18 protein-coding genes are annotated in these 17,363 nt (G+C 71.2%); 12 read left to right on the top strand and 6 right to left on the bottom strand.

Going from position 1 to position 17,363, the window contains the following annotated elements; all coding sequences use genetic code 11:
• The first annotated feature begins 17 nt into the window (after positions 1–17).
• The 5 genes from ORI60_RS15480 to ORI60_RS15460 all read left to right on the top strand — a co-directional run bounded on the left by ORI60_RS15480 (position 18) and on the right by ORI60_RS15460 (position 6,210).
• Positions 18–629, top strand: coding sequence for a hypothetical protein (locus ORI60_RS15480; RefSeq protein WP_266037950.1), 612 nt, complete (start codon positions 18–20; stop codon positions 627–629).
• Between the two features lie 112 nt (positions 630–741).
• Positions 742–2,061: a purine-cytosine permease family protein gene (locus ORI60_RS15475; protein ID WP_266037949.1), complete on the top strand. Its 1,320-nt coding sequence runs from the start codon at positions 742–744 to the stop codon at positions 2,059–2,061.
• Between the two features lie 9 nt (positions 2,062–2,070).
• Positions 2,071–3,612: a hydantoinase/oxoprolinase family protein gene (locus ORI60_RS15470; RefSeq protein ID WP_266037948.1), complete on the top strand. Its 1,542-nt coding sequence runs from the start codon at positions 2,071–2,073 to the stop codon at positions 3,610–3,612.
• 10 nt (positions 3,613–3,622) lie between these two features.
• Positions 3,623–4,684 (top strand): DUF917 domain-containing protein, encoded by a 1,062-nt coding sequence (locus tag ORI60_RS15465; protein ID WP_266037947.1) that lies wholly within the window; start codon positions 3,623–3,625, stop codon positions 4,682–4,684.
• Entirely contained in the window at positions 4,681–6,210 is a 1,530-nt protein-coding gene (locus ORI60_RS15460; protein ID WP_266037946.1) for a helix-turn-helix domain-containing protein, read from the top strand. Before ORI60_RS15465 ends, ORI60_RS15460 begins: the two co-directional genes overlap by 4 nt.
• 3 nt (positions 6,211–6,213) lie before the next feature.
• Here the strand turns inward: ORI60_RS15460 and ORI60_RS15455 are convergent, their stop codons facing one another.
• From ORI60_RS15455 to ORI60_RS15445, 3 genes are all read right to left on the bottom strand, one after another.
• Positions 6,214–6,993, bottom strand: a complete 780-nt coding sequence (locus ORI60_RS15455; protein ID WP_266037945.1) for a sensor histidine kinase — start codon at positions 6,991–6,993, stop codon at positions 6,214–6,216.
• Positions 6,994–7,109: 116 nt separating this feature from the next.
• On the bottom strand, positions 7,110–7,787 hold the full coding sequence (locus tag ORI60_RS15450; RefSeq protein WP_266037944.1) for a class I SAM-dependent methyltransferase: 678 nt from the start codon (positions 7,785–7,787) through the stop codon (positions 7,110–7,112).
• 108 nt (positions 7,788–7,895) lie between these two features.
• On the bottom strand, positions 7,896–8,267 hold the full coding sequence (locus tag ORI60_RS15445; RefSeq protein ID WP_266037942.1) for a nuclear transport factor 2 family protein: 372 nt from the start codon (positions 8,265–8,267) through the stop codon (positions 7,896–7,898).
• A 59-nt stretch (positions 8,268–8,326) separates the two neighbouring features.
• Between ORI60_RS15445 and ORI60_RS15440 the strand changes: the two genes are divergently transcribed.
• Entirely contained in the window at positions 8,327–8,764 is a 438-nt protein-coding gene (locus ORI60_RS15440) for a MarR family winged helix-turn-helix transcriptional regulator (protein ID WP_266038031.1), read from the top strand.
• Here ORI60_RS15440 and ORI60_RS15435 read toward each other — a convergent pair.
• Entirely contained in the window at positions 8,761–9,588 is an 828-nt protein-coding gene (locus ORI60_RS15435; protein ID WP_266037940.1) for a DUF4082 domain-containing protein, read from the bottom strand. The genes ORI60_RS15440 and ORI60_RS15435 overlap by 4 nt on opposite strands.
• A 111-nt stretch (positions 9,589–9,699) precedes the next feature.
• Here ORI60_RS15435 and ORI60_RS15430 point away from each other — a divergent pair, with 111 nt between their 5' ends.
• The 6 genes from ORI60_RS15430 to ORI60_RS15405 are packed head-to-tail and all read left to right on the top strand — an operon-like array spanning position 9,700 to position 15,976.
• Entirely contained in the window at positions 9,700–11,913 is a 2,214-nt protein-coding gene (locus ORI60_RS15430; RefSeq protein WP_266037939.1) for a xanthine dehydrogenase family protein molybdopterin-binding subunit, read from the top strand.
• Positions 11,914–11,926: 13 nt separating this feature from the next.
• A complete protein-coding gene (locus ORI60_RS15425) occupies positions 11,927–12,382 on the top strand; it encodes a (2Fe-2S)-binding protein (protein ID WP_266037937.1) in 456 nt (151 codons plus the stop codon).
• A gap of 36 nt (positions 12,383–12,418) precedes the next feature.
• Positions 12,419–13,660, top strand: coding sequence for an SLC13 family permease (locus ORI60_RS15420; protein WP_266037936.1), 1,242 nt, complete (start codon positions 12,419–12,421; stop codon positions 13,658–13,660).
• 2 nt (positions 13,661–13,662) lie between these two features.
• A complete protein-coding gene (locus ORI60_RS15415) occupies positions 13,663–14,097 on the top strand; it encodes a universal stress protein (protein WP_266037935.1) in 435 nt (144 codons plus the stop codon).
• A 53-nt stretch (positions 14,098–14,150) separates the two neighbouring features.
• Positions 14,151–15,137, top strand: a complete 987-nt coding sequence (locus tag ORI60_RS15410) for a hypothetical protein (RefSeq protein WP_266037934.1) — start codon at positions 14,151–14,153, stop codon at positions 15,135–15,137.
• Between the two features lie 44 nt (positions 15,138–15,181).
• A complete protein-coding gene (locus tag ORI60_RS15405) occupies positions 15,182–15,976 on the top strand; it encodes a TIGR02452 family protein (RefSeq protein WP_266037933.1) in 795 nt (264 codons plus the stop codon).
• Here the strand turns inward: ORI60_RS15405 and ORI60_RS15400 are convergent.
• Together ORI60_RS15400 and ORI60_RS15395 are read right to left on the bottom strand one after the other, a co-directional pair.
• Positions 15,960–16,736 carry a hypothetical protein gene (locus ORI60_RS15400; protein WP_266037932.1) on the bottom strand — a complete coding sequence of 259 codons (777 nt, stop codon included), beginning with the start codon at positions 16,734–16,736 and terminating at the stop codon, positions 15,960–15,962. The two genes, ORI60_RS15405 and ORI60_RS15400, sit on opposite strands and share 17 nt — an antisense overlap.
• On the bottom strand, positions 16,726–17,241 hold the full coding sequence (locus ORI60_RS15395) for a SigE family RNA polymerase sigma factor (RefSeq protein ID WP_266037930.1): 516 nt from the start codon (positions 17,239–17,241) through the stop codon (positions 16,726–16,728). Before ORI60_RS15395 ends, ORI60_RS15400 begins: the two co-directional genes overlap by 11 nt.
• Positions 17,242–17,363 lie beyond the last annotated feature (122 nt).

Genomic DNA, 17,363 nt, shown 5'->3' with positions numbered 1-17,363 from the left:
GGACGAGGCTGACCCCCATGCAGCAGGCGGTGGTGGACGCCGGGCGCCCGTTGCCGCAGCTCACCGATCCGCTGGACGTCGAGCTCCAGGTCAGTGCCTTCGTGGGGCCGTTCGCGGACAACGAGGAGCTGTGGGAGGTCGTCGTCCGGCACCTGGGGGAGGTGCCGAGCCGGCGCAGCGCCGCGTTGCTGACGGCGCTGGGGCATCTGCTGCCCGGGCGGCCCGGGGTGTGGGCTCAGGAGGCCGCTCGTCACCAGGCTGAACCGAAGTGGGATCTGGGAACGCTCACATTCGGCGAGTGCTGGATCGGTGACCGATCGATCGACGCGGGATATCTGGCACTGCTGTGCAGTTATTCGTACGGCGACGCGCCTCATGCGATGGTTTTCATGATCGATGAAATCAGTGGCAGCCTCACGCGGCACGCGTTTCTCACGCGGCAGGTCGGGGAGGCACTGGCGCGCCTCAGGGACGAGATGCGGCTCGAGCTGATCACTCCCGTCGCGGCTCACTGGCTGCTCAGCCGCAGCTACGACCGGTTCGAGCGGCGTCCTGGGCTCGGGGTCAGCATGGACGTGCACCAGACGCGGTTGGTCGCACGAAGGCGAATCGCACTCGCGATGAATTAGGTGCCTGTGCGAATCGCAACGTGGTGATTCAGCCGACTGTGCACATTGTCTGTAGCTCGATCGTGGGAGGACTATTACTGTCCGGGTTGTCGATCACAGGGGAGGGATGGTCGTGGCTGTTCTTCTCGGGCGTGATGACCAGGCCCTCAGTCGTGTCCCTGACCAGGCGCGGCACCCGTGGTTGTCAGTCGCGACCCAGCGCTTCGGGCAGACGACCGCGCTGAGCCAGTTGCTGCTGGGCGCGACGCTCGGCTTCGGCATGACGTTCTGGGACGCGTTCCTCGCGCTGACGATCGGGGCCGTGCTGCTCAACGCCGTGGCGATCACGGTCGGGCTCATCGGGCAGCGAGAGGGGCTCTCGACGGCGATCCTGAGCCGGTGGACCGGGTTCGGGCACGCCGGGTCGGCGGTGCTCGGGCTGGTCATCGCCCTGTCGTGCACCGGGTGGTTCGGGGTGCAGACCGGGCTGGCCGGCGTGACGCTCGCGGGCGTCGCGGGGGTGTTGCCGGCGCCGGTGTGGTCGTTGCTGTTCGGGATCGTCGTCACGGTCATCGCCGCCTACGGCGTGCGGTGGATGGCGTGGACGGCGTACGTGGCGGTGCCCGCGTTCCTGCTGTTGCTCGGCTGGCTCGTGCTGACCACCGTCAACGATGTCGGCGCCGCGCTCAGCGGGCCCGCGCCGGGACCGTCGATCGGGATGCTGACGGCGATCACGCTGGTCACCGGCAGTTTCATCGTCGGGGCGGCGATCGCGCCGGACATGACGCGCTTCAACCGCAACGAGTGGGACGTCGTCAAGCAGACGGTTCTGGGCATCACGCTCGGCGAGTGGGTCATCAGCCTCGCCGGTGTGCTGCTCGCGCACGGGCTCGGCACGACGGACGTCATGGGCGTCATCGGCGCCTCCGGCGGCTGGATCGGGGCGCTGATCGTGGTCACGGCGGTGCTGAAGATCAACGACTGGAACCTCTACTCGGCCTCGCTCGGGCTCGTGAACTTCTTCGACGCCGTGTTCGCGCTCCGCATCAGCCGGGCCCAGGTGACCGTCGTCGTCGGGTTCGCGGGCAGCGTCCTCGCGGCGGCGGGCATCGTGCACCAGTTCAGCCACTTCCTGGTGCTGCTGGGCGTGGTGTTCCCGCCCGTCGCCGGGATCATGATCGCCGAGTACTACGTCGTGCGGCGGTGGCGCAACGAGATCATCTCCACCCGCCCGTACGTGCCGCGGTCGGCGCCCTCGTGGGTGCCCGCCACGGTGGTCATCTGGCCGGCTTCGGCTCTCGGCGGCGAGCTGCTGCCGTTCGGGCAGTCCAGTGTGAACTCGCTGGTGCTCGCGTTCGCGCTGTACGTCTGCGCGGGGCGGCTGGACCTCCTGCGCATGAGGACGCGCCGGGCCACCAACCGTAAGGTGGTCGAGGAAGCGTCGGCCGCCTGAGGGGTGGACATGCACATCGGTATCGACGTCGGCGGCACGAACACCGATGCCGTTCTCGTCGAGGGCCGGAGGGTTCTGGCGGTGTGCAAGGCGACGACGACGGCCGACGTCACGACGGGGATCATCGAGGCCGTGGGCGGGCTGCGGCACGCGTTCGAGCCGGCGGCGATCACCGCGGTCATGATCGGCACGACGCACTTCGTCAACGCCGTCGTGGAAGGCCGGGGGCTGGCGCGGACGGCGGCCGTCCGGCTCGGACTTCCCGCCACCACGGCACTTCCGCCGTTCGTGGACTGGCCGGAGCCGCTGCGGCGGGCCATCGGCGGGCACGCGTACCTCTGCCACGGCGGCCACGAGTACGACGGCCGGGTCATCTCGCCGCTCAGGGAGGACGAGCTGCGCGCCGTCGCCGCCGACATCGCGGACAAGGGCGTGCGGTCGGTCGCCATCACCTCGGTGTTCTCGTTGGTCAGCGGCGAGTTCGAACGCCGGGCCGCGGAGATCCTCACGGCCGAGGTGCCGGGACTGCTGGTGAGCTTCTCGCACGAGATCGGCCGGCTCGGCCTGCTGGAGCGGGAGAACGCGACGATCATCAACGCCGCGCTGCGCGTGCTCGCCGAGCAGATCGCCGACGGCCTCGTGGAATCCCTGACGGCACAAGGCATCGACGCTCCGCTCTACCTCAGCCAGAACGACGGCACGCTGATGGACCTGGAGTACGCGCGCTGCTACCCGGTCGCCACGTTCTCCTCGGGGCCGACGAACTCCATGCGCGGCGGCGCGTTCCTGTCCGGGACGGACGACTGCGCGGTGATCGACGTCGGCGGCACGACGACCGACATCGGCATGCTGCACAACGGTTTCCCGCGCGAGGCGTCGTCCGAGGTGCTCATCAGCGGCGTGCGCACGAACTTCCGGATGCCCGACGTCCGCTCGGTCGGCCTCGGGGGCGGCAGCGTCGTGCGGCAGCGGCCGGAGGTCGGGGTGGGCCCGGACAGCGTCGGGTTCCGGTTGTCCCGGCAGGCCCTGGTGTTCGGCGGCGACACGCTGACGGCGACGGACGTCGCGGTCGCGGCGGGCCTCGCCGACATCGGTGACGCGAGCCTCGTGCGGCACCTCGACCGCACGCTCGTGCGGTCGGTGCTCGACCACGTCGACGACCGGATCGCCGCGCAGGTCGACCGCATGCGCACGAGCCCGGCGCCGTTGCCCGTCGTGCTGGTCGGCGGTGGCAGCGTGCTCGTGCGCGACGGGATCGAGGGCGTCAGCGGCATCGTCAGGCCGGAGCACCACGCGTTCGCCAACGCCATCGGCGCCGCGATCGCGCAGGTCGGCGGCGAGGTCGACCGGGTGTTCACGATGGAACCGGCACGGCGTGACGAGGTGCTCGACGCGGCCCGGCAGGAGGCCGTGGACAAGGCGGTGGCGGCGGGCGCGGACGCCGGCACCGTGCGGATCGTCGAGATCGAGGAGATCCCGCTCGCGTACCTGCCGGGCAACGCGAGCCGCGTGCGAGCGCGTGCGGTGGGTGATCTGCTGCTCGGCCACTAAAGTCCCGCGCATGCACCTGCTGCAGCCCGACGAGGTGGACCGGCTCGCCCTGGGTGTGGTCATGCTCGGCAGCGGTGGCGGGGGCGGCGAGCAGGAGACCCACGCGTTCGCCGCGATGTTGCGGCACGAGATGCGGCAGAGCGGACCGGTCACGGTCCTCGAACCGGGGGAGGCCGACCCGGACGGCTACGGCGTGCGGGTCGGGCTGCTCGGCGCCCCGACCGTGATGATCGAGAAACTGCCCTCCGGCCTGGAGGCCGAGGAAGCCCTGAAGGCGTTGCAGGCTCACGACTCCACGGCCGCGACGGCTGTCATCGGGTGGGAGATCGGCGGGTGCAACGGCCTGTTGCCGCTGCTCCTGGCCGCACGCCTGAGCCTGCCGTACGTCGACGTCGACGGGATGGGACGGGCGTTCCCGCGGATCGACCAGACGACCTACGACGCGGCCGGGCTGCCCACGACCCCGCTCGCCATCACCGAACCCAGCGGCAACCGGGCGGTGCTCGACTCGACCGGCATCGAGAAGCTCGCCCGCACGGTGATGGTCGACTTCGGCGGCTGGGCGATGATGGTCGCGAAGCCGCTGAAGCTCGCGGACGCGATCGGGGCGGGCATCACGGGCTCGCTCGCCCGCGCCCTCGAACTGGGCGAGATCTGGTCGCGGCACTCGGACCCCGTCTGCGAACGGGCCAAGGCCTCCGGTGGTTTCCTGGTGACGCGGGGAAAAGTCGTCGAGGTGTGGCGCGAGTCGGTCGGCGACTTCCCGCGCGGAACGGTGGCACTGCGGCGGCTGGACGCCGACGATGCGTACGTGCGCCTGGAGATGCAAGGGGAGTACCTGGTCGCGCTCGCGGACGGCGAGGCGCTCGTGACGACACCTGATCTGCTGTGCTGCCTGGACGCCGAGACCGGTCACCCGCTGTCGGCCGAACGGCTCGGGTTCGGCGCGGTCGTGGACGTCGTGGCCCTCCCCGCACCGGCCCAGTGGCTGCCCGCGGAGATGCTCGGCAGGGTCGACCCGCGGGCGTTCGGCTACGACCTCGACCACGTGCCGTTCCGGGGCGCCGAGTGATCGGCGACGCCGACTCCCTGACCGTGCGCGATCTGCTGGAGATCGGCGTCTTCGGCGACGCGACCCTGCTGGCGGGCGAACGCGGCATCGGCACCGAGGTCTCGGACGTGCGGCTGGCGGCGGACATGACGGCCGTCGAGGCGTGCTCGGCCGGAGACCTCGTGATCCTGACCGGGCACCAGCCTTACCTCGTCGAGGTGGCGCTGCGCCGGGCGTACAGCGCGGACGTGCGGGCCGTCGTGCTGGTGCGGCCGTCGACCGGCGCGTACCAGGCTCCCTCCGCCGCGACGATCTCGTTCGCGAACCGGCTCGGCGTGCCCCTGCTGCAGGCCGACGCGGACGACCCGCTGCTGGTCGCGGACGCGTTGCGCACGGCCGTGCGGCGTCCCGAGGTCGCGGCGGCCCGGCTGCTCAACGCGGTCACCGCGCGGCTGGGGCGCAGCAGGCCCGACCCGCGTTCGGTGGTCACGATCCTGTCCGGCGAGCTGCACGTGACGTGCGCCGTGATCAGTGCGGACGGCACCGCGATCGAGGGGGTGTCGCCGCCCGGCTTGCCACCGGAGCTGCTGGCCGGTTCCGTCGCCGCCACCGCCGAGATGGCCGGGGGCTTCGCCGTGGCCGTGCCGGTGGAGACCGACCGGACCGGTCACGTACACCTGTGGCTCGTCTCGCACGCCCGCGGCCGCGCCAGGCGCTGGGCCGAGACGGTCCTGCAGATCAGCCAGGTCGCGTCGTGGGCGCTGGGCAGCTGGGTCGCCGCCGAACGGCTGGAAGCCGAGCGCCAGGCCCGTTCCCGCGGCTCGCTGCTGTCCGAGCTGCTCGCCTCCGGCGACGACGTGCCGCCGCAGCTGGTGCAGCAGGCCGTGCTGGCCGGGTGGCGACTCGACGGCTGGCACACGGGCGTCTACGTGGTGCTCGCCGCGCCGGGCGTGCTCGACACCGCGGGCACCGAACGGCTGCGCGTCGAGCTGTCCCGCCGGGGCCTGCACGGCCAGCTGGTCGAGGGCGCGGAGGGCTGGTCGTTCTGGCTCACCAACGACTCCGAGCCGCCGCAGTCGCAGCACCGCGAGCTGACCGCGAAGATCGCCCAGGTGCTCGGCGGCTGCGCGCTCGTCGCCGGCATCGGGCGGCCGCACCCCGGTGTCACCGGCGTGGGCAGGACGCTGGCCGAGGCGCGCGAGGCCGCCGCGATGACCGGATCGGCGAAGGTCGTGCACGTCGACGAACTGGGCGTGCGGCGCCTGCTGTCGATGGCGGCCGAGACCCCGGCGCTGGTCGACCAGGCCGCGCGCCTGCTGGCACCGCTGGCGGACGTGGAGGACGGGCAGCTGCTGCGCACCCTCGCCGTCTACCTGGACGAGGAGTCGGTGACCTCGTCCGCGGCCGTGCGGCTGAAGGTGCACCGGAACACGGTGTCGCAGCGGATCAATCGCGTCGAGCAGCTGCTCGGGGTCAGCCTGCTGAACCCGGACGAGCGGCTGGCGGTGCACCTGGCCTGCCGGGCGGTCCGCGCCTCCGACGAGTGAGCGTCAGGTCGGCACGAACGCGGGCAGCACGGCGTCCACCTCGAACCCGCCGTCGTCCGTCGGTCCCGCGGTGAGGGTGCCGCCGACCATCTCGACGCGGCCGCGCAGGCCCAGCAGGCCGCTGCCGGACCCGGCGGTCAGCACGAGACCCGGTGCGGCCGGCGGCCTGGTGTTGCGGATGACCGCGCGGACACTGCTCGGTCCACAGTGGATGGTGATCTCGGTGAGGGCGCCCGGTGCGTGCTTGTGGACGTTCGTCAGCGACTCCTGGACCACCCGGTACATCGTGCGGCGCACGGCGGGGGAGATGGTGTCCGCGTCGCCGTGCTCGGTCAGGGTGATCTCCAGGCCGGTGGCGGCGGAGTCGGCGACGAGCCGGGAGAGCCGGTCCGGCAGCACGTCCGGGATGCGGGCGGCGCGGCCGGAACGCAGGACACCGACGAGGTCGCGCAGCTCGGCCAGCGACTGGCAGCCCGCGGTGCGCAGTTCCTCGGCCGCCTGGCGCACGCCGTCGTCCCTCGCGGCCATCCGCAACGCGCCGGCGTGCAGCACCATCAGGTTCAGCCGGTGCGTCACGACGTCGCGCATCTCGGCGGCGAGCCTGGTGCGCTCGTCGGCGCGGGCCTGCTCGGCCAGCAGCTCGCGTTCCCGCTCGGCGAGTTCGGCCGATGCGCGCGCGAGCCTGCGCCGCGTGCCGGCGTACAGGCCCGCGAGCACGGCGATCACGATCACGCTGGGACCGATGACGCCGACGGACGCCATCGACGCGTAGGCCGGCGTCACGCGGGTGACGATACTGCCGGTTTTGTGCCTTGGATCACCTACTGGAGCAGGGGGTTGACCCTACTTTCGCAGGTGGCGGCACCCGATCATTCCGCCTGCCGGACACGTGCGTCCGTTCACTGCACGTCCTTGCGGAACAGGGCCGTCCAGAGGAACGACCTGCCGAAGCGCGGGGAGTCCGGTGGCTCCTCCGTCATCCGGCGCAGGTCGATCTCCGCGAGGTCCTGGAAGATCCACCGCAGCTCGTCCGGCGTGTAGCCGACGCCACCGGACAGCCCGGACCGCTGGTACAGGTCCGCGTCCGGCACGGCGGTGCCCTCCTCGGAGGTGAAGCAGGTGAGCGCGAAGTGGCCGCCGGGCACGAGGGCGCGGTCGAGCAGGGCGAGGTAGCCGACGCGGCGGTGCGGTGGCAGGTGGTGGAAGCAGCCGGAGTCGTAGATCAGGTCGTACGAGCCTTCGGTCGCGAGCGCGTCGCCGTGCCGGAAGCGGACGCCCAGCCCTTCGGCGCGTTCCTCCGCCCACCGGATGGCCGTGGCCGAGATGTCCACGGCGTCGACCTGGAAACCGTTGCGCGCCAGGAAGATGGCGTTGCGACCGGGCCCGCAGCCGACGTCGAGCGCACGGCCCGGCACGAGCGTGCCGCGCTCCACGTGACCGGCGAGGTTCTCGTCCGGCTTGGTCACGAAGAACGGGACCTCGCGCGAGCGGTCCGCGTAGAAGCGGTCCCACCAGTCGCCGCCGCAGGGCGCGGACAACTCGTCCAGCAACGCCATGACGTCGTCGATCGTGCGCACGGTTCGATTCACACAAACCCCCAGGTAGACGCTCTGCAAGTCTACCGGGGACAGGGCTGCTGCAGGTGGTGGCAGGCGCCGGCCGAGGACGGGTAAGCGGTGAGAAGGTCAGAACGGCTCGTAGCAGTCGAACGTCTCGATGGCGCTGATCAGCCCGTCACGCGTGTCCACGAACTGCGCGATGTGCGCGACGAGCTGCCTGCCGTCGCGAAGCACGCCGGTCCAGGTGGGGCGCAGGATCGCGGTGCTGCCGGACACCACCGCCGAGTGGACGTCGTACTTCTGGCTCGACAGCAGCTCGGCGCCCTTCTCCGAGTTGGCGATCATCTCCTCGGCGGACGACCGGGCGCCGGGCGGCTTGACCAGGTTCGGGTGCTCGACGGTGACCGCGTCGGCGGTGAAGAAGCGGCGCAGCGCGGAGCCGGACTCGCCGGCTTCGAGGGCGCGGTGCAGGGACATCGCGAGACCGATTGGATCCATACTCACAACCATAGTTGTACAACCTTGGTTGTCAATGTGAGGATCGTGCCGTGGACCTGATGGACATAGACCTGGCGACTCTCGCCTACCTCACCGGCAGCTCCGCGAACGACGCGATCCTCAAGCGGCTGCGCGAGATCGGGCACGAGGGTGTCCGCGTGTCGCACGGGTACCTGATCCAGCACCTCGTCGAGAGCGAGCCGAAGGTGGGTGAGCTGGGCGAGCTGCTCGGCGTCACCCAGCAGGCCGCCTCGAAGCAGTTGCTGGAGCTCGAACGCCTCGGCTACGTCCGGCGCGTGCCGGACCGCGTGGACGGCCGGATCAGGCGCGCCCAGCTGACCGACCGGGGCCGGCGGCTGGTCGAGGACAGCCGCCGGCTCCGGCGTGAGCTGGACGTGCACGGCGATGACGAGGTCAAGCGCGCGCTGGTCAGGCTCCTGGTCGCGACCGGCGGCGCCGAGAAGGTGTTGAAGCGCCAGGTGGTTCCCGACGCCTAGGGCCGGAAGACCGGCTCGATCCCGTAGTTGCTGCCGAACCAGGTGTCGGTGGGGAAACCGCCGCTGTAGCTGTACACACCGGCGTTCACCGGGATCTTGAACGGCGTCTGCGCGAGGTTGCCGACGAAGTAGTTCTCCGTCGCCTTGTAGCCGCCCGCGGGCGTGTAGTACGAGACGACGTACTCGGTGCCCGCGACCACGGGAACCGTTGTGCCGAAAGTGATCCGCTGGCTGTGCGCCGCACCGGGAGCCTCCTGCTCGGCCAGCAGCGTGCCGTTCGACCACAGCCGCGCGGTCACAGGTCCGGTGTGGTCGCCGCGCTTGATGATCACGGCCGGGATCGAGCCGGGGCGGTCGACCGCGAACCGCAGGCCGACCTCCACGGCCTGCTCGTCGGGGTCGTCGATCGTCGGGTTGTGCGTGTCGTGCAGGACGAGCGACGTCTCGTGCTCGAGCGGGGGAACCGTCGAACCGCCGACGTGGATCGTGCGGGACACGGTGGTCGGGCCGGTCGTGGACGCGGTACGGGCGCGCGCGTGGATCGTCAGCGGGCCGGAGACGGACGGGAAGAGCCGGACCGACCACCGCTCGCCGCGCGCGTCGACGGGGGTCCAGTTGGTGCCGTGGTCGGTGGAGAACTCGACCTGGGTGATGCCGCCCGACTCGCCGTTGACGGCGCCGCCGATCACGAGCAGCGGCTGGTTCACCGGGACGGAGACCTCGGCGGTGGGCGAGAAGATCATCGCCACCGGGTTGTCCGCCGCGAGGGCGGGAGTGGGAGAGACCAGGACAAGTGCCAGCAGCAGTACTGCTATTCGTCTCATGTACGGCGAATCGTCCCCGGTACAGGCGCAGTTACGGCGGCCCGCTGTTCGGTCGTGCACCCGTTCGGCTGACGGTCGTACCCGTGTCCGCCAGATGTCGTTGACGAGTGCATGACCTGTGACAACGAAGTCCCGGTCCCTCCAGCCGGGGCCCCGGTTCGTCGTCGGCAGTTCCTCGCGTTCCTCGTGGCCGCGCCGGTGCTCACCGTCGCGGTTCCCGGCACGGCCGAGGCCGTCATCCCGACGCTGCCGCAACCGGCCGAGATCCTCGATCTCGGCGACGTCCTGATTCTCGCCGGTACTCCGACCGCGGGCGCGCTCGCCGTGCTCAGCGTCGGGGAGGACGGCGTCGTGACCCTCGACCTGCCCCGGGCCGAGGTCGGTCAGGGCATCACCACGGCCTGCGCGATGCTCGTCGCGGAGGAGCTCGACCTGCCCCTCGGCCAGGTCCGCGTCACGCTCGCCGACGCGCGGCCCGAACTGCTGATGAACCAGCTCACGGGCGGTTCCAACACGATGCGGTCGGTGTACGGCCCGGTCCGGCAGGCGGCGGCCGCCGCACGGGCCAGGCTGCTCGCGGCGGCGGCGGGGCAGTACGGCGTGGACGTCTCCGGACTGTCCACCCGCGACGGTGCGGTGATCCTCCCGGACGGCCGTCCCGTCCTGTACGGACTGCTGACGTCGGCCGCCGCGCAGCTCACGGGAGTGTTCGCGGCACAACCGAAACCGGCCTCGGAACACCGGCTCGTCGGCACGCCGCAGTCGCGCATCGATGCCCGTGCGATGGTCACCGGTCAGTTCCAGTACACCCTGGACCGCGACGTGCCGGGCGCCATGCCGGCGGTCGTGCGCAGGCCGCCGACGATCAACGGCTCGGTGAGGTCGGTCGACTCGGCGAAGGCCAGGGCCGTGCCCGGTGTGCTCGCGATCGGGGTCGTGCCGACGGGCGTGGCGGTCGTCGCGGAGACGTTCGGGCAGGCCATGGCCGCCCGGGACGCGCTGGAGGTCACCTGGAACCCCGGCACGGTCGACTCGTTGTCCGACAAGGAGATCCGAGCCGAGCTGCGGGCCGCCGCGCTGCCGTTCGCGGTGCCGCCGCTGCTGACCCAGCACCTCGACATGGAGTTCGACTTCGCGTTCGTCAGCCACGCGCCGATGGAGACGAACTCCGCGATCGCGGACGTCCGCGACGACCGGGCCGAGATCTGGGCCGGGTTGAAGTCGCCGATCGTGGCGCGGCAGACCATCGCGGCGGCCATCGGCCTGCCCGAGTCCGCGGTGACCGTGCACGTGACGCAGGGCGGCGGCTCGTTCGGACGCCGGCTCTTCTTCGACGCCGCGATCGAGGCCGCGCAGATCTCCAAAACCCTGCGGCGCCCGGTGAAACTCATGTGGAGCCGCACGGACGACATGCGGCACGGCCGGGCTCGCGCCGCCAGCCACCACAAGCTGCGCGCGACGTTCGCGCTCGGCAACGTGCTGACGTTCGAGCACCGCGTCGCCTCGGTCGAGACGGACTTCCGGCACGGTCTTGGCGAGATCCTCACCGCCACCGCCGCGTCGCTGCCGGTCGCGGGGAACCTGTCGTTCGCGCAGACGGTGTTCCTCACGACGTGCAAGGTGCCGTACGACTTCGGCGTGGTGACCTCGCTGCTCAACGAGGTGCCGCTGCGCATGCACACCGGGTCCTGGCGGTCGGTCTACTCGGCGAACACCCGTGGTGCGGAAGAGGTTCTGGTGGACCAGCTCGCGGCGAGGATGGGCAAGGACCCCGTCGCGTTCCGCCGCGAGCACCTGAAGACCGCTCGGCAGCGCGCCGTGCTCAACAAGGTCGTGGCGGAGGGCGACTGGGGCCGTGCGATGCCCAGGGGCTTCGCGCAGGGCATCGGTTTCCACGACGAGTACAAGTCGTGCACGGCGTGCCTGGTCGAGATCGACGCCCGCGACCCGCGGAACCCGCGCGTGGTCAAGGCGGTGATCGCGGTCGACGTCGGCCGCCCGATCAACCCGCGCGGCCTCGAAGCGCAGATGCTCGGCGGCCTGACCGACGCCATCTCCACCACGCTGCGCGCGGGTCTGCACATCGACAGGGGCCTGCCGCTCGAGGGCTCGTTCTCGCAGTTCCACTACGCGCGCCAGAAGGACACCCCGAAGGACGTGCGGATCTTCGTGATGCCGGCGACGGGCGAACCGGGTGGCGCGGGCGAACTGGGCGTGCCGGCCGCGGTCGGCGCGATCGCCAACGCCTACGCGCGGGCGACCGGCGTCGTGCCGCGCAGCTTCCCGATCAACTTCCCGGTCGACTTCGAGCCGTTCCCGCGCTGAAGGAGCGTCCCCTGTGCCTACCTACACGTTCGTCGTCAACGGGAAGCCGGTCACCGTCGACGCTCCCGCGGACCTGGCGCTGCTCTGGGTGCTGCGCGACAAGCTCGGCGTGCGCGGTCCGAAGTTCGGCTGCGGCATCGGTGTGTGCCGCGCCTGCACGTCCCATCTGAACGGTGCGGAGATCCAGCCGTGCGTGACGCCGGTGGCCGAGTGCGCCGGGCAGTCGGTGACCACGATCGAGGGACTGGCGTCGGGTGACGACCTGCACCCGGTCCAGGAGGCGTGGCTGGAGCAGGACGTCGCGCAGTGCGGCTACTGCCAGCCGGGCCAGATCATGGCCGCGGTGGCGTTGCTCCGGACGAAGAAGGAGATTTCGGACGAGGACGTCGACCGGATCGCCAACGTCTGCCGTTGCGGTACCTACTTCCGCATCCGTCAGGCCATAAAGTCGGCGGCGGCCAAGATGTAGAAGTCAGCCGGATGGGTGCCGGCGCAGGAGGATCCCGTGCTGGCACTGTCCGTTTTGCTGCTGGTCGCCGTGCTGGTGTGCGCGGTCGTCAGGCCGTGGGGCTGGCCCGAGGCGGCGGTCGCGGTGCCGGCGGCGGTGGTCGTCGTGCTCGCCGGTGCGCTGCCCGTCGACCACGTGGTGGACGAGGCGGTGCGGCTGGGGCCCGTGATCGGGTTCCTGGCCGCGATCCTCGTGCTCGCGCAGCTCTGCGACGACGAGGGCCTCTTCCAGGCCTGTGGCGCCTGGATGGCGCGTGCGTCCGGCGGCAGACCGAAGACGTTGCTGGGCGGGGTGTTCGTCACGGCCTCGCTGACGACGGCGGTGCTGAGTCTGGACGCGACGGTCGTGCTGCTGACGCCGGTGGTGTTCGTGACGGCCGCGCAGCTCGGTGTCCGGCCGAAGCCGCACGTCTACGCGTGCACGCACCTGTCGAACAGCGCGTCGTTGCTGCTGCCCGTGTCGAACCTGACGAACCTGCTGGCGTTCGCGTCGAGCGGGCTGAGCTTCACGCGGTTCGCGGCGCTCATGGCGTTGCCGTGGGGCGTGGCGATCGTGGCCGAGTACGTGGTGTTCCGGCGGTTCTTCCGCACCGATCTCGACGCGCCCGCGCACGCCCCGGTGGAACAGCCGCGCCAGGAGCTGCCGGTGTTCGCCCTGGCCGCGGTCGGGCTCACGCTGGCGGGGTTCGTGGTCGCGTCGGCGACCGGCGTCGACCCGGCGTGGGCGGCCTGCGCGGGTGCGCTCGTCATGGTGGTGCGCGCGCTCGCACGGCGCCGCACCACGCTGGTCAAGGTCGTGCGGGCGGCGTCGCTGCCGTTCCTCGCGTTCGTGCTGGGGCTCGGTGTCGTCGTGCGGGCGGTGGTCGACAACGGCTTGGACGACGCCCTGCGGCTCGTGATCCCGGGCGGCACCGGCCTGCTCGCGTTGCTCGGGGTGGCCGCGGTCGCCGCCGTGCTCGCCAACGTGATCAACAACCTGCCCGCCGTGCTGGTGCTGCTGCCGCTGGTCGCGCCAATGGGGCCGGGCGTGGTGCTGGCGGTGCTGCTGGGCGTGAACCTCGGCCCGAACCTCACCTACGCCGGGTCGCTCGCCACGTTGCTGTGGCGGCGGATCGTGCAGGACCACGACACCGAGGTGAACCTGCCGGAGTTCACGAAGCTCGGCCTGCTCGCCGTGCCTGCCACCCTGATCGGTGCCGTCGTGGCACTGTGGGCGTCCCTGCACGTGATCGGAGGATGACCATGACGGTGGTCGTGTGGATCGCCGACGACACCTGGCAGGACTGCGTCGACGCGGCCCGCGCTTGCTCGGGGGACTTCCTGCTTCTGCACGTCAGCGACCACGACGTGCCCGGCGCGGCGCACGGAGCGTTCGCCGGGCTGTTCGGCCGCGGCCATCCTTCGCGCGACCCCGGCACGCGCCTCGACGACCTCGCCGCGGACCACGCCTCGCGGCTCCTCGAAGCCGCAGCCGAACGCCTCGCGCTGCCGTGCACGACCCAGGCGCGGATCGGCAGGGTGGAGCACGAGGTCGTCGCGGCCGCCCAGGAAGCGTCGCTGCTCGTCCTGTGCCGTGACGGCGACGTGAGCCACGCCGGTCCGCGCAGCCTCGGCCCGGCCACCCGGTTCGTCGTCGACCACGCGCCCTGCCCGGTGCTCCTCATCTGGCCGTCATAGTTGCGTTTACGCAAACTTGCGCGTACGCAGTTTTAGGGCCTAGTGTCGGTGGCATGCGCGCCAAAGGCATCGCGTACGACACCGGTTTCGTGCGCCACGGAGAGATCTCGCTGGAGAAGTTCGACCTGGACGTGGTCAGGCGGGACCTGACCGTCATCAGGGACGACCTGCACTGCAACGCCGTCCACCTGGTCGGCGGTGATCCGGAACGGCTCGAACGGGCCGCGGAGATCGCCGCCGGGCTGGGGCTGGAGATCTGGTTCTCGCCCTACCCGCTGGAACTGGCCCCGGCCGAGATCCTCGGCCTGTTCGCGGACTGCGCGCGGCGGGCCGAGAAGGTCCGGCTCGCGGGTGCCGACGTCGTGTTCGTGACCGGCGTCGAGCTCAGCATCATGAACTCCGGCTTCCTGCCCGGCGACGACGTGATGCAGCGCCTGAGCCGGCTCTTGGGGCAGCCGCAACGGATGCAGGAGGCGGGCGCGAGGCTCAACGGGTTCCTCGCCGAGGCCGTCGCGGTGGTGCGGGAACACTTCGGGGGCAGGCTCACCTACGCCTGCATCCCGTTCGAGAACCCCGACTGGGACCTGTTCGACATCAGGTCGTTCGAGCTGATCCGGTCCGCCGAGGTCGCCGACGTGTACGCCGAGAGCATCAGGACCGTGGTGGCGCAGGGAAAGCCGGTCGCCATCACGGGCTTCGGCACGGCGGCCTGGCGCGGTTCCGGCGCCGTGGCACCGCGCAGCATGGAGATCGTCGAGCACGACGAGGCCGGGGTGCCGGTGGGGGTGAAGGACGGCTACGTGCGCGACGAGGCCGAGCAGGCCACGTACCTGCGCGAGGTGCTGGAGACGTTCGATGCCGAGGGCGTCGACGGTGCGTTCGTCTACATGTTCGCGCTCAGCAACTACACGCATCGGCCGGACGATCCGAGCCGTGACCTCGACATGGCCAGCCCCGGCGTCGTGAAGGTCTTCGAGGACCTGACGTGGGAGCCCAAGGCCGCGTTCGGCGCGGTCGCCGAGGTCTACGCCCGGATTTAACCGCTTGGCGCCGCCGGGGAACGACGGCCAGACTTGCGGGCATCATGAGCAGCAGGTTGCGAGCGATCGCCCACGACACCGTCGCCATCGCGGAGCGCGGCTCCTACTCCACCGCCTCGGGCGAGGTCGTCGTCGCCGTCGCTCCCGCCGTCGCGGGAACCCGGCTCCACCTGCCGGACGAGGTGCTGCCGCTGCCCCCGGAGACCGAGGGCGTGCGGATCGACGTCACCAACGAGTCCACTTTGGATGCCACCCGTCGCCTCGGTGGCGATGTCGCGGCGCTGAACTTCGCCTCCGCCCGCAACGCCGGAGGCGGGTTCCTCAACGGCGCGCAGGCCCAGGAGGAGAGCATCGCCCGTGCGTCGGCGATCTACCCCTGCCTGCGCGCCGCCGGTGAGTTCTACGCGTACCACCGCGCCCACGACGACCTCACCTACAGCGACCGCGTGATCTACTCGCCGCGCGTGCCGGTGTTCAAGGACGACAGGGGAACCCTGCTGCCGCAGCCGTACGAGGTCTCGTTCCTCACCGCCGCGGCGCCGAACCGGTCGGCGATCCTGCGCAACCAGCCCGAGCGCGCCGGCGACATCCCGCTCGCGTTGCTGCGACGGGCCATCCGCGTGCTGCACGTCGCGGCGGCGCACGGGCACCGCCGGCTCGTGCTCGGTGCCTGGGGTTGCGGGGTCTTCGGCAACGACCCCGCCACGGTCGCCCAGGTCTTCCGGATCGCCCTGCGGGACAACCGCTTCTTCGACCACGTCGTCTTCGCGGTGCTCGACCGGCAGAAGGGGACGCCGACGTTCGCCGCGTTCGCCGGCACCTTCACCTCTGCTCGGTGAACCCGTCGGGGATCGACGTCCTGAGCTGAGCGAGGTTCTCCGGCGTGGGAGGCAGCCACGTGACGTCGAACGCCGTCGCCCCGTCCTGCTCCCAAAGCCAGCGCTTCGGCAGGTAGGTGGCGGCGTCCACCCACATCTGGGTGGTGGGCTCCGGCTTGAGCCCGGCGATGGTCAGGTGCACCGTCGGCGACCCGCCGATCGGCTCACCGGGCCCGGCGACGGTGATGCGGCCGTCCCGGATCGCCTGCTGGATCCTCTCCGGCGTCCACACCTCGTTGTCGGGGCTCTCACCGGGTTCGGCGCGGAAGGTGCGGGTCCGGTGGTCGGTGAAGACGTTCCCCGCCGCCGAGCGGCTCAGGTCCACGATCGTCCTGCCGTCCGCGGACGCCCGGTACCGGAACGCGCTGCCGTCCGCGGCGTGCCACCGTTCCACCAGCCCCTTCTCGCCCGGCGCGAAGTACTTCTCGCGGTCGTCCGCCGGAGCCTGCTCGTGGATCACCATGCCCCGCACGCCTTCCAGCGCGCTGCTGGTGCGTTGCAGCGCGACCTCCGCCGGTACCGCCGGTCGCGGAGCCGGCACCAGCACGACAGCGGCGGCCGCGGCGACGGCGATCAGCGGAACCGCGAGCCACGTCCAGCGCCTGCGGGACCGTCCGCGCCGCACCGAGGCCAGCAGTGCGGCGGGATTCGCGGTCACGCCGGCGACCTCGGCGCTCAGCACCGTGCGCACGTCGTCGAGCAGTTCGTTGTCAGACACCATGAGCGTTCTCCGTGATCTGTTCCCCGAGCAGCTCACGCAGTCGTGCGACGGCCCGGCTCGTGTGTGCTTTGACGGTCCCCTCGGACGTGCGCAGCGCCTCCGCCGTCTCCGCCACCGACATCCCGGCGAAGTAGCGCAGCACCACCGCCTCGCGCTGTCGTGCCGGAAGCTTCGCCAGCGCCCGCCGCAACACGTCGCGGTCGACCACCGTGTCGGCGGGGTCCCGTCCGGAGGAGACCTGGCCCGCGTTGGTCAGCTCCTGTTCGGGCACCCGTCTGCGGGCGCGGCGCCACCGGTCGCGCGCCAGGTTGACCAGCACCTGGCGGATGAACGCCTCCGGGGCCGTGTGGACCGACGTCCAGCGCGAGGCCAGCCGCATCAGCGCTGTCTGCAGGATGTCCTCGGCGTGACCGACGTCCCCCACCAGAAGCACGGCTGTGCGCAGCAGCGCGGTCGAACGGTCCAGCACGAACCGCTCGAAGTCTGCGCTCGATTCAAGTTGCACGCACAGGTAGACGACGCTCTCCCGGCCTCGGTTGACATGGGTGGGGCATCGCTCACGAAGAGCCGTTCAAGCCCCTGACCTGCAGTGAGCCAAAATGGCATCACTTTGAGCCAGAATTGCTT

Origin of the sequence: Lentzea sp. NEAU-D7, assembly GCF_026242055.1 — a bacterium.
GTDB lineage: Bacteria > Actinomycetota > Actinomycetes > Mycobacteriales > Pseudonocardiaceae > Lentzea.
The sequence above is the reverse complement of the archived record's forward strand: the minus strand, read 5'-3'. Positions and strand labels throughout refer to the sequence as shown.

Excerpts from the sequence above, each read along its gene's own strand:
- ORI60_RS15480 (WP_266037950.1), top strand. The coding sequence starts at position 18 with ATGCAGCAGGCGGTGGTGGACGCCGGGCGCCCGTTGCCGCAGCTCACC.
- ORI60_RS15470 (WP_266037948.1), top strand. The coding sequence starts at position 2,071 with ATGCACATCGGTATCGACGTCGGCGGCACGAACACCGATGCCGTTCTC.
- ORI60_RS15465 (WP_266037947.1), top strand. The coding sequence starts at position 3,623 with ATGCACCTGCTGCAGCCCGACGAGGTGGACCGGCTCGCCCTGGGTGTG.
- ORI60_RS15445 (WP_266037942.1), bottom strand. The coding sequence starts at position 8,267 with ATGGATCCAATCGGTCTCGCGATGTCCCTGCACCGCGCCCTCGAAGCC.
- ORI60_RS15440 (WP_266038031.1), top strand. The coding sequence starts at position 8,327 with ATGGACATAGACCTGGCGACTCTCGCCTACCTCACCGGCAGCTCCGCG.
- ORI60_RS15435 (WP_266037940.1), bottom strand. The coding sequence starts at position 9,588 with ATGAGACGAATAGCAGTACTGCTGCTGGCACTTGTCCTGGTCTCTCCC.
- ORI60_RS15430 (WP_266037939.1), top strand. The coding sequence starts at position 9,700 with ATGACCTGTGACAACGAAGTCCCGGTCCCTCCAGCCGGGGCCCCGGTT.
- ORI60_RS15415 (WP_266037935.1), top strand. The coding sequence starts at position 13,663 with ATGACGGTGGTCGTGTGGATCGCCGACGACACCTGGCAGGACTGCGTC.
- ORI60_RS15410 (WP_266037934.1), top strand. The coding sequence starts at position 14,151 with ATGCGCGCCAAAGGCATCGCGTACGACACCGGTTTCGTGCGCCACGGA.
- ORI60_RS15405 (WP_266037933.1), top strand. The coding sequence starts at position 15,182 with ATGAGCAGCAGGTTGCGAGCGATCGCCCACGACACCGTCGCCATCGCG.
- ORI60_RS15400 (WP_266037932.1), bottom strand. The coding sequence starts at position 16,736 with ATGGTGTCTGACAACGAACTGCTCGACGACGTGCGCACGGTGCTGAGC.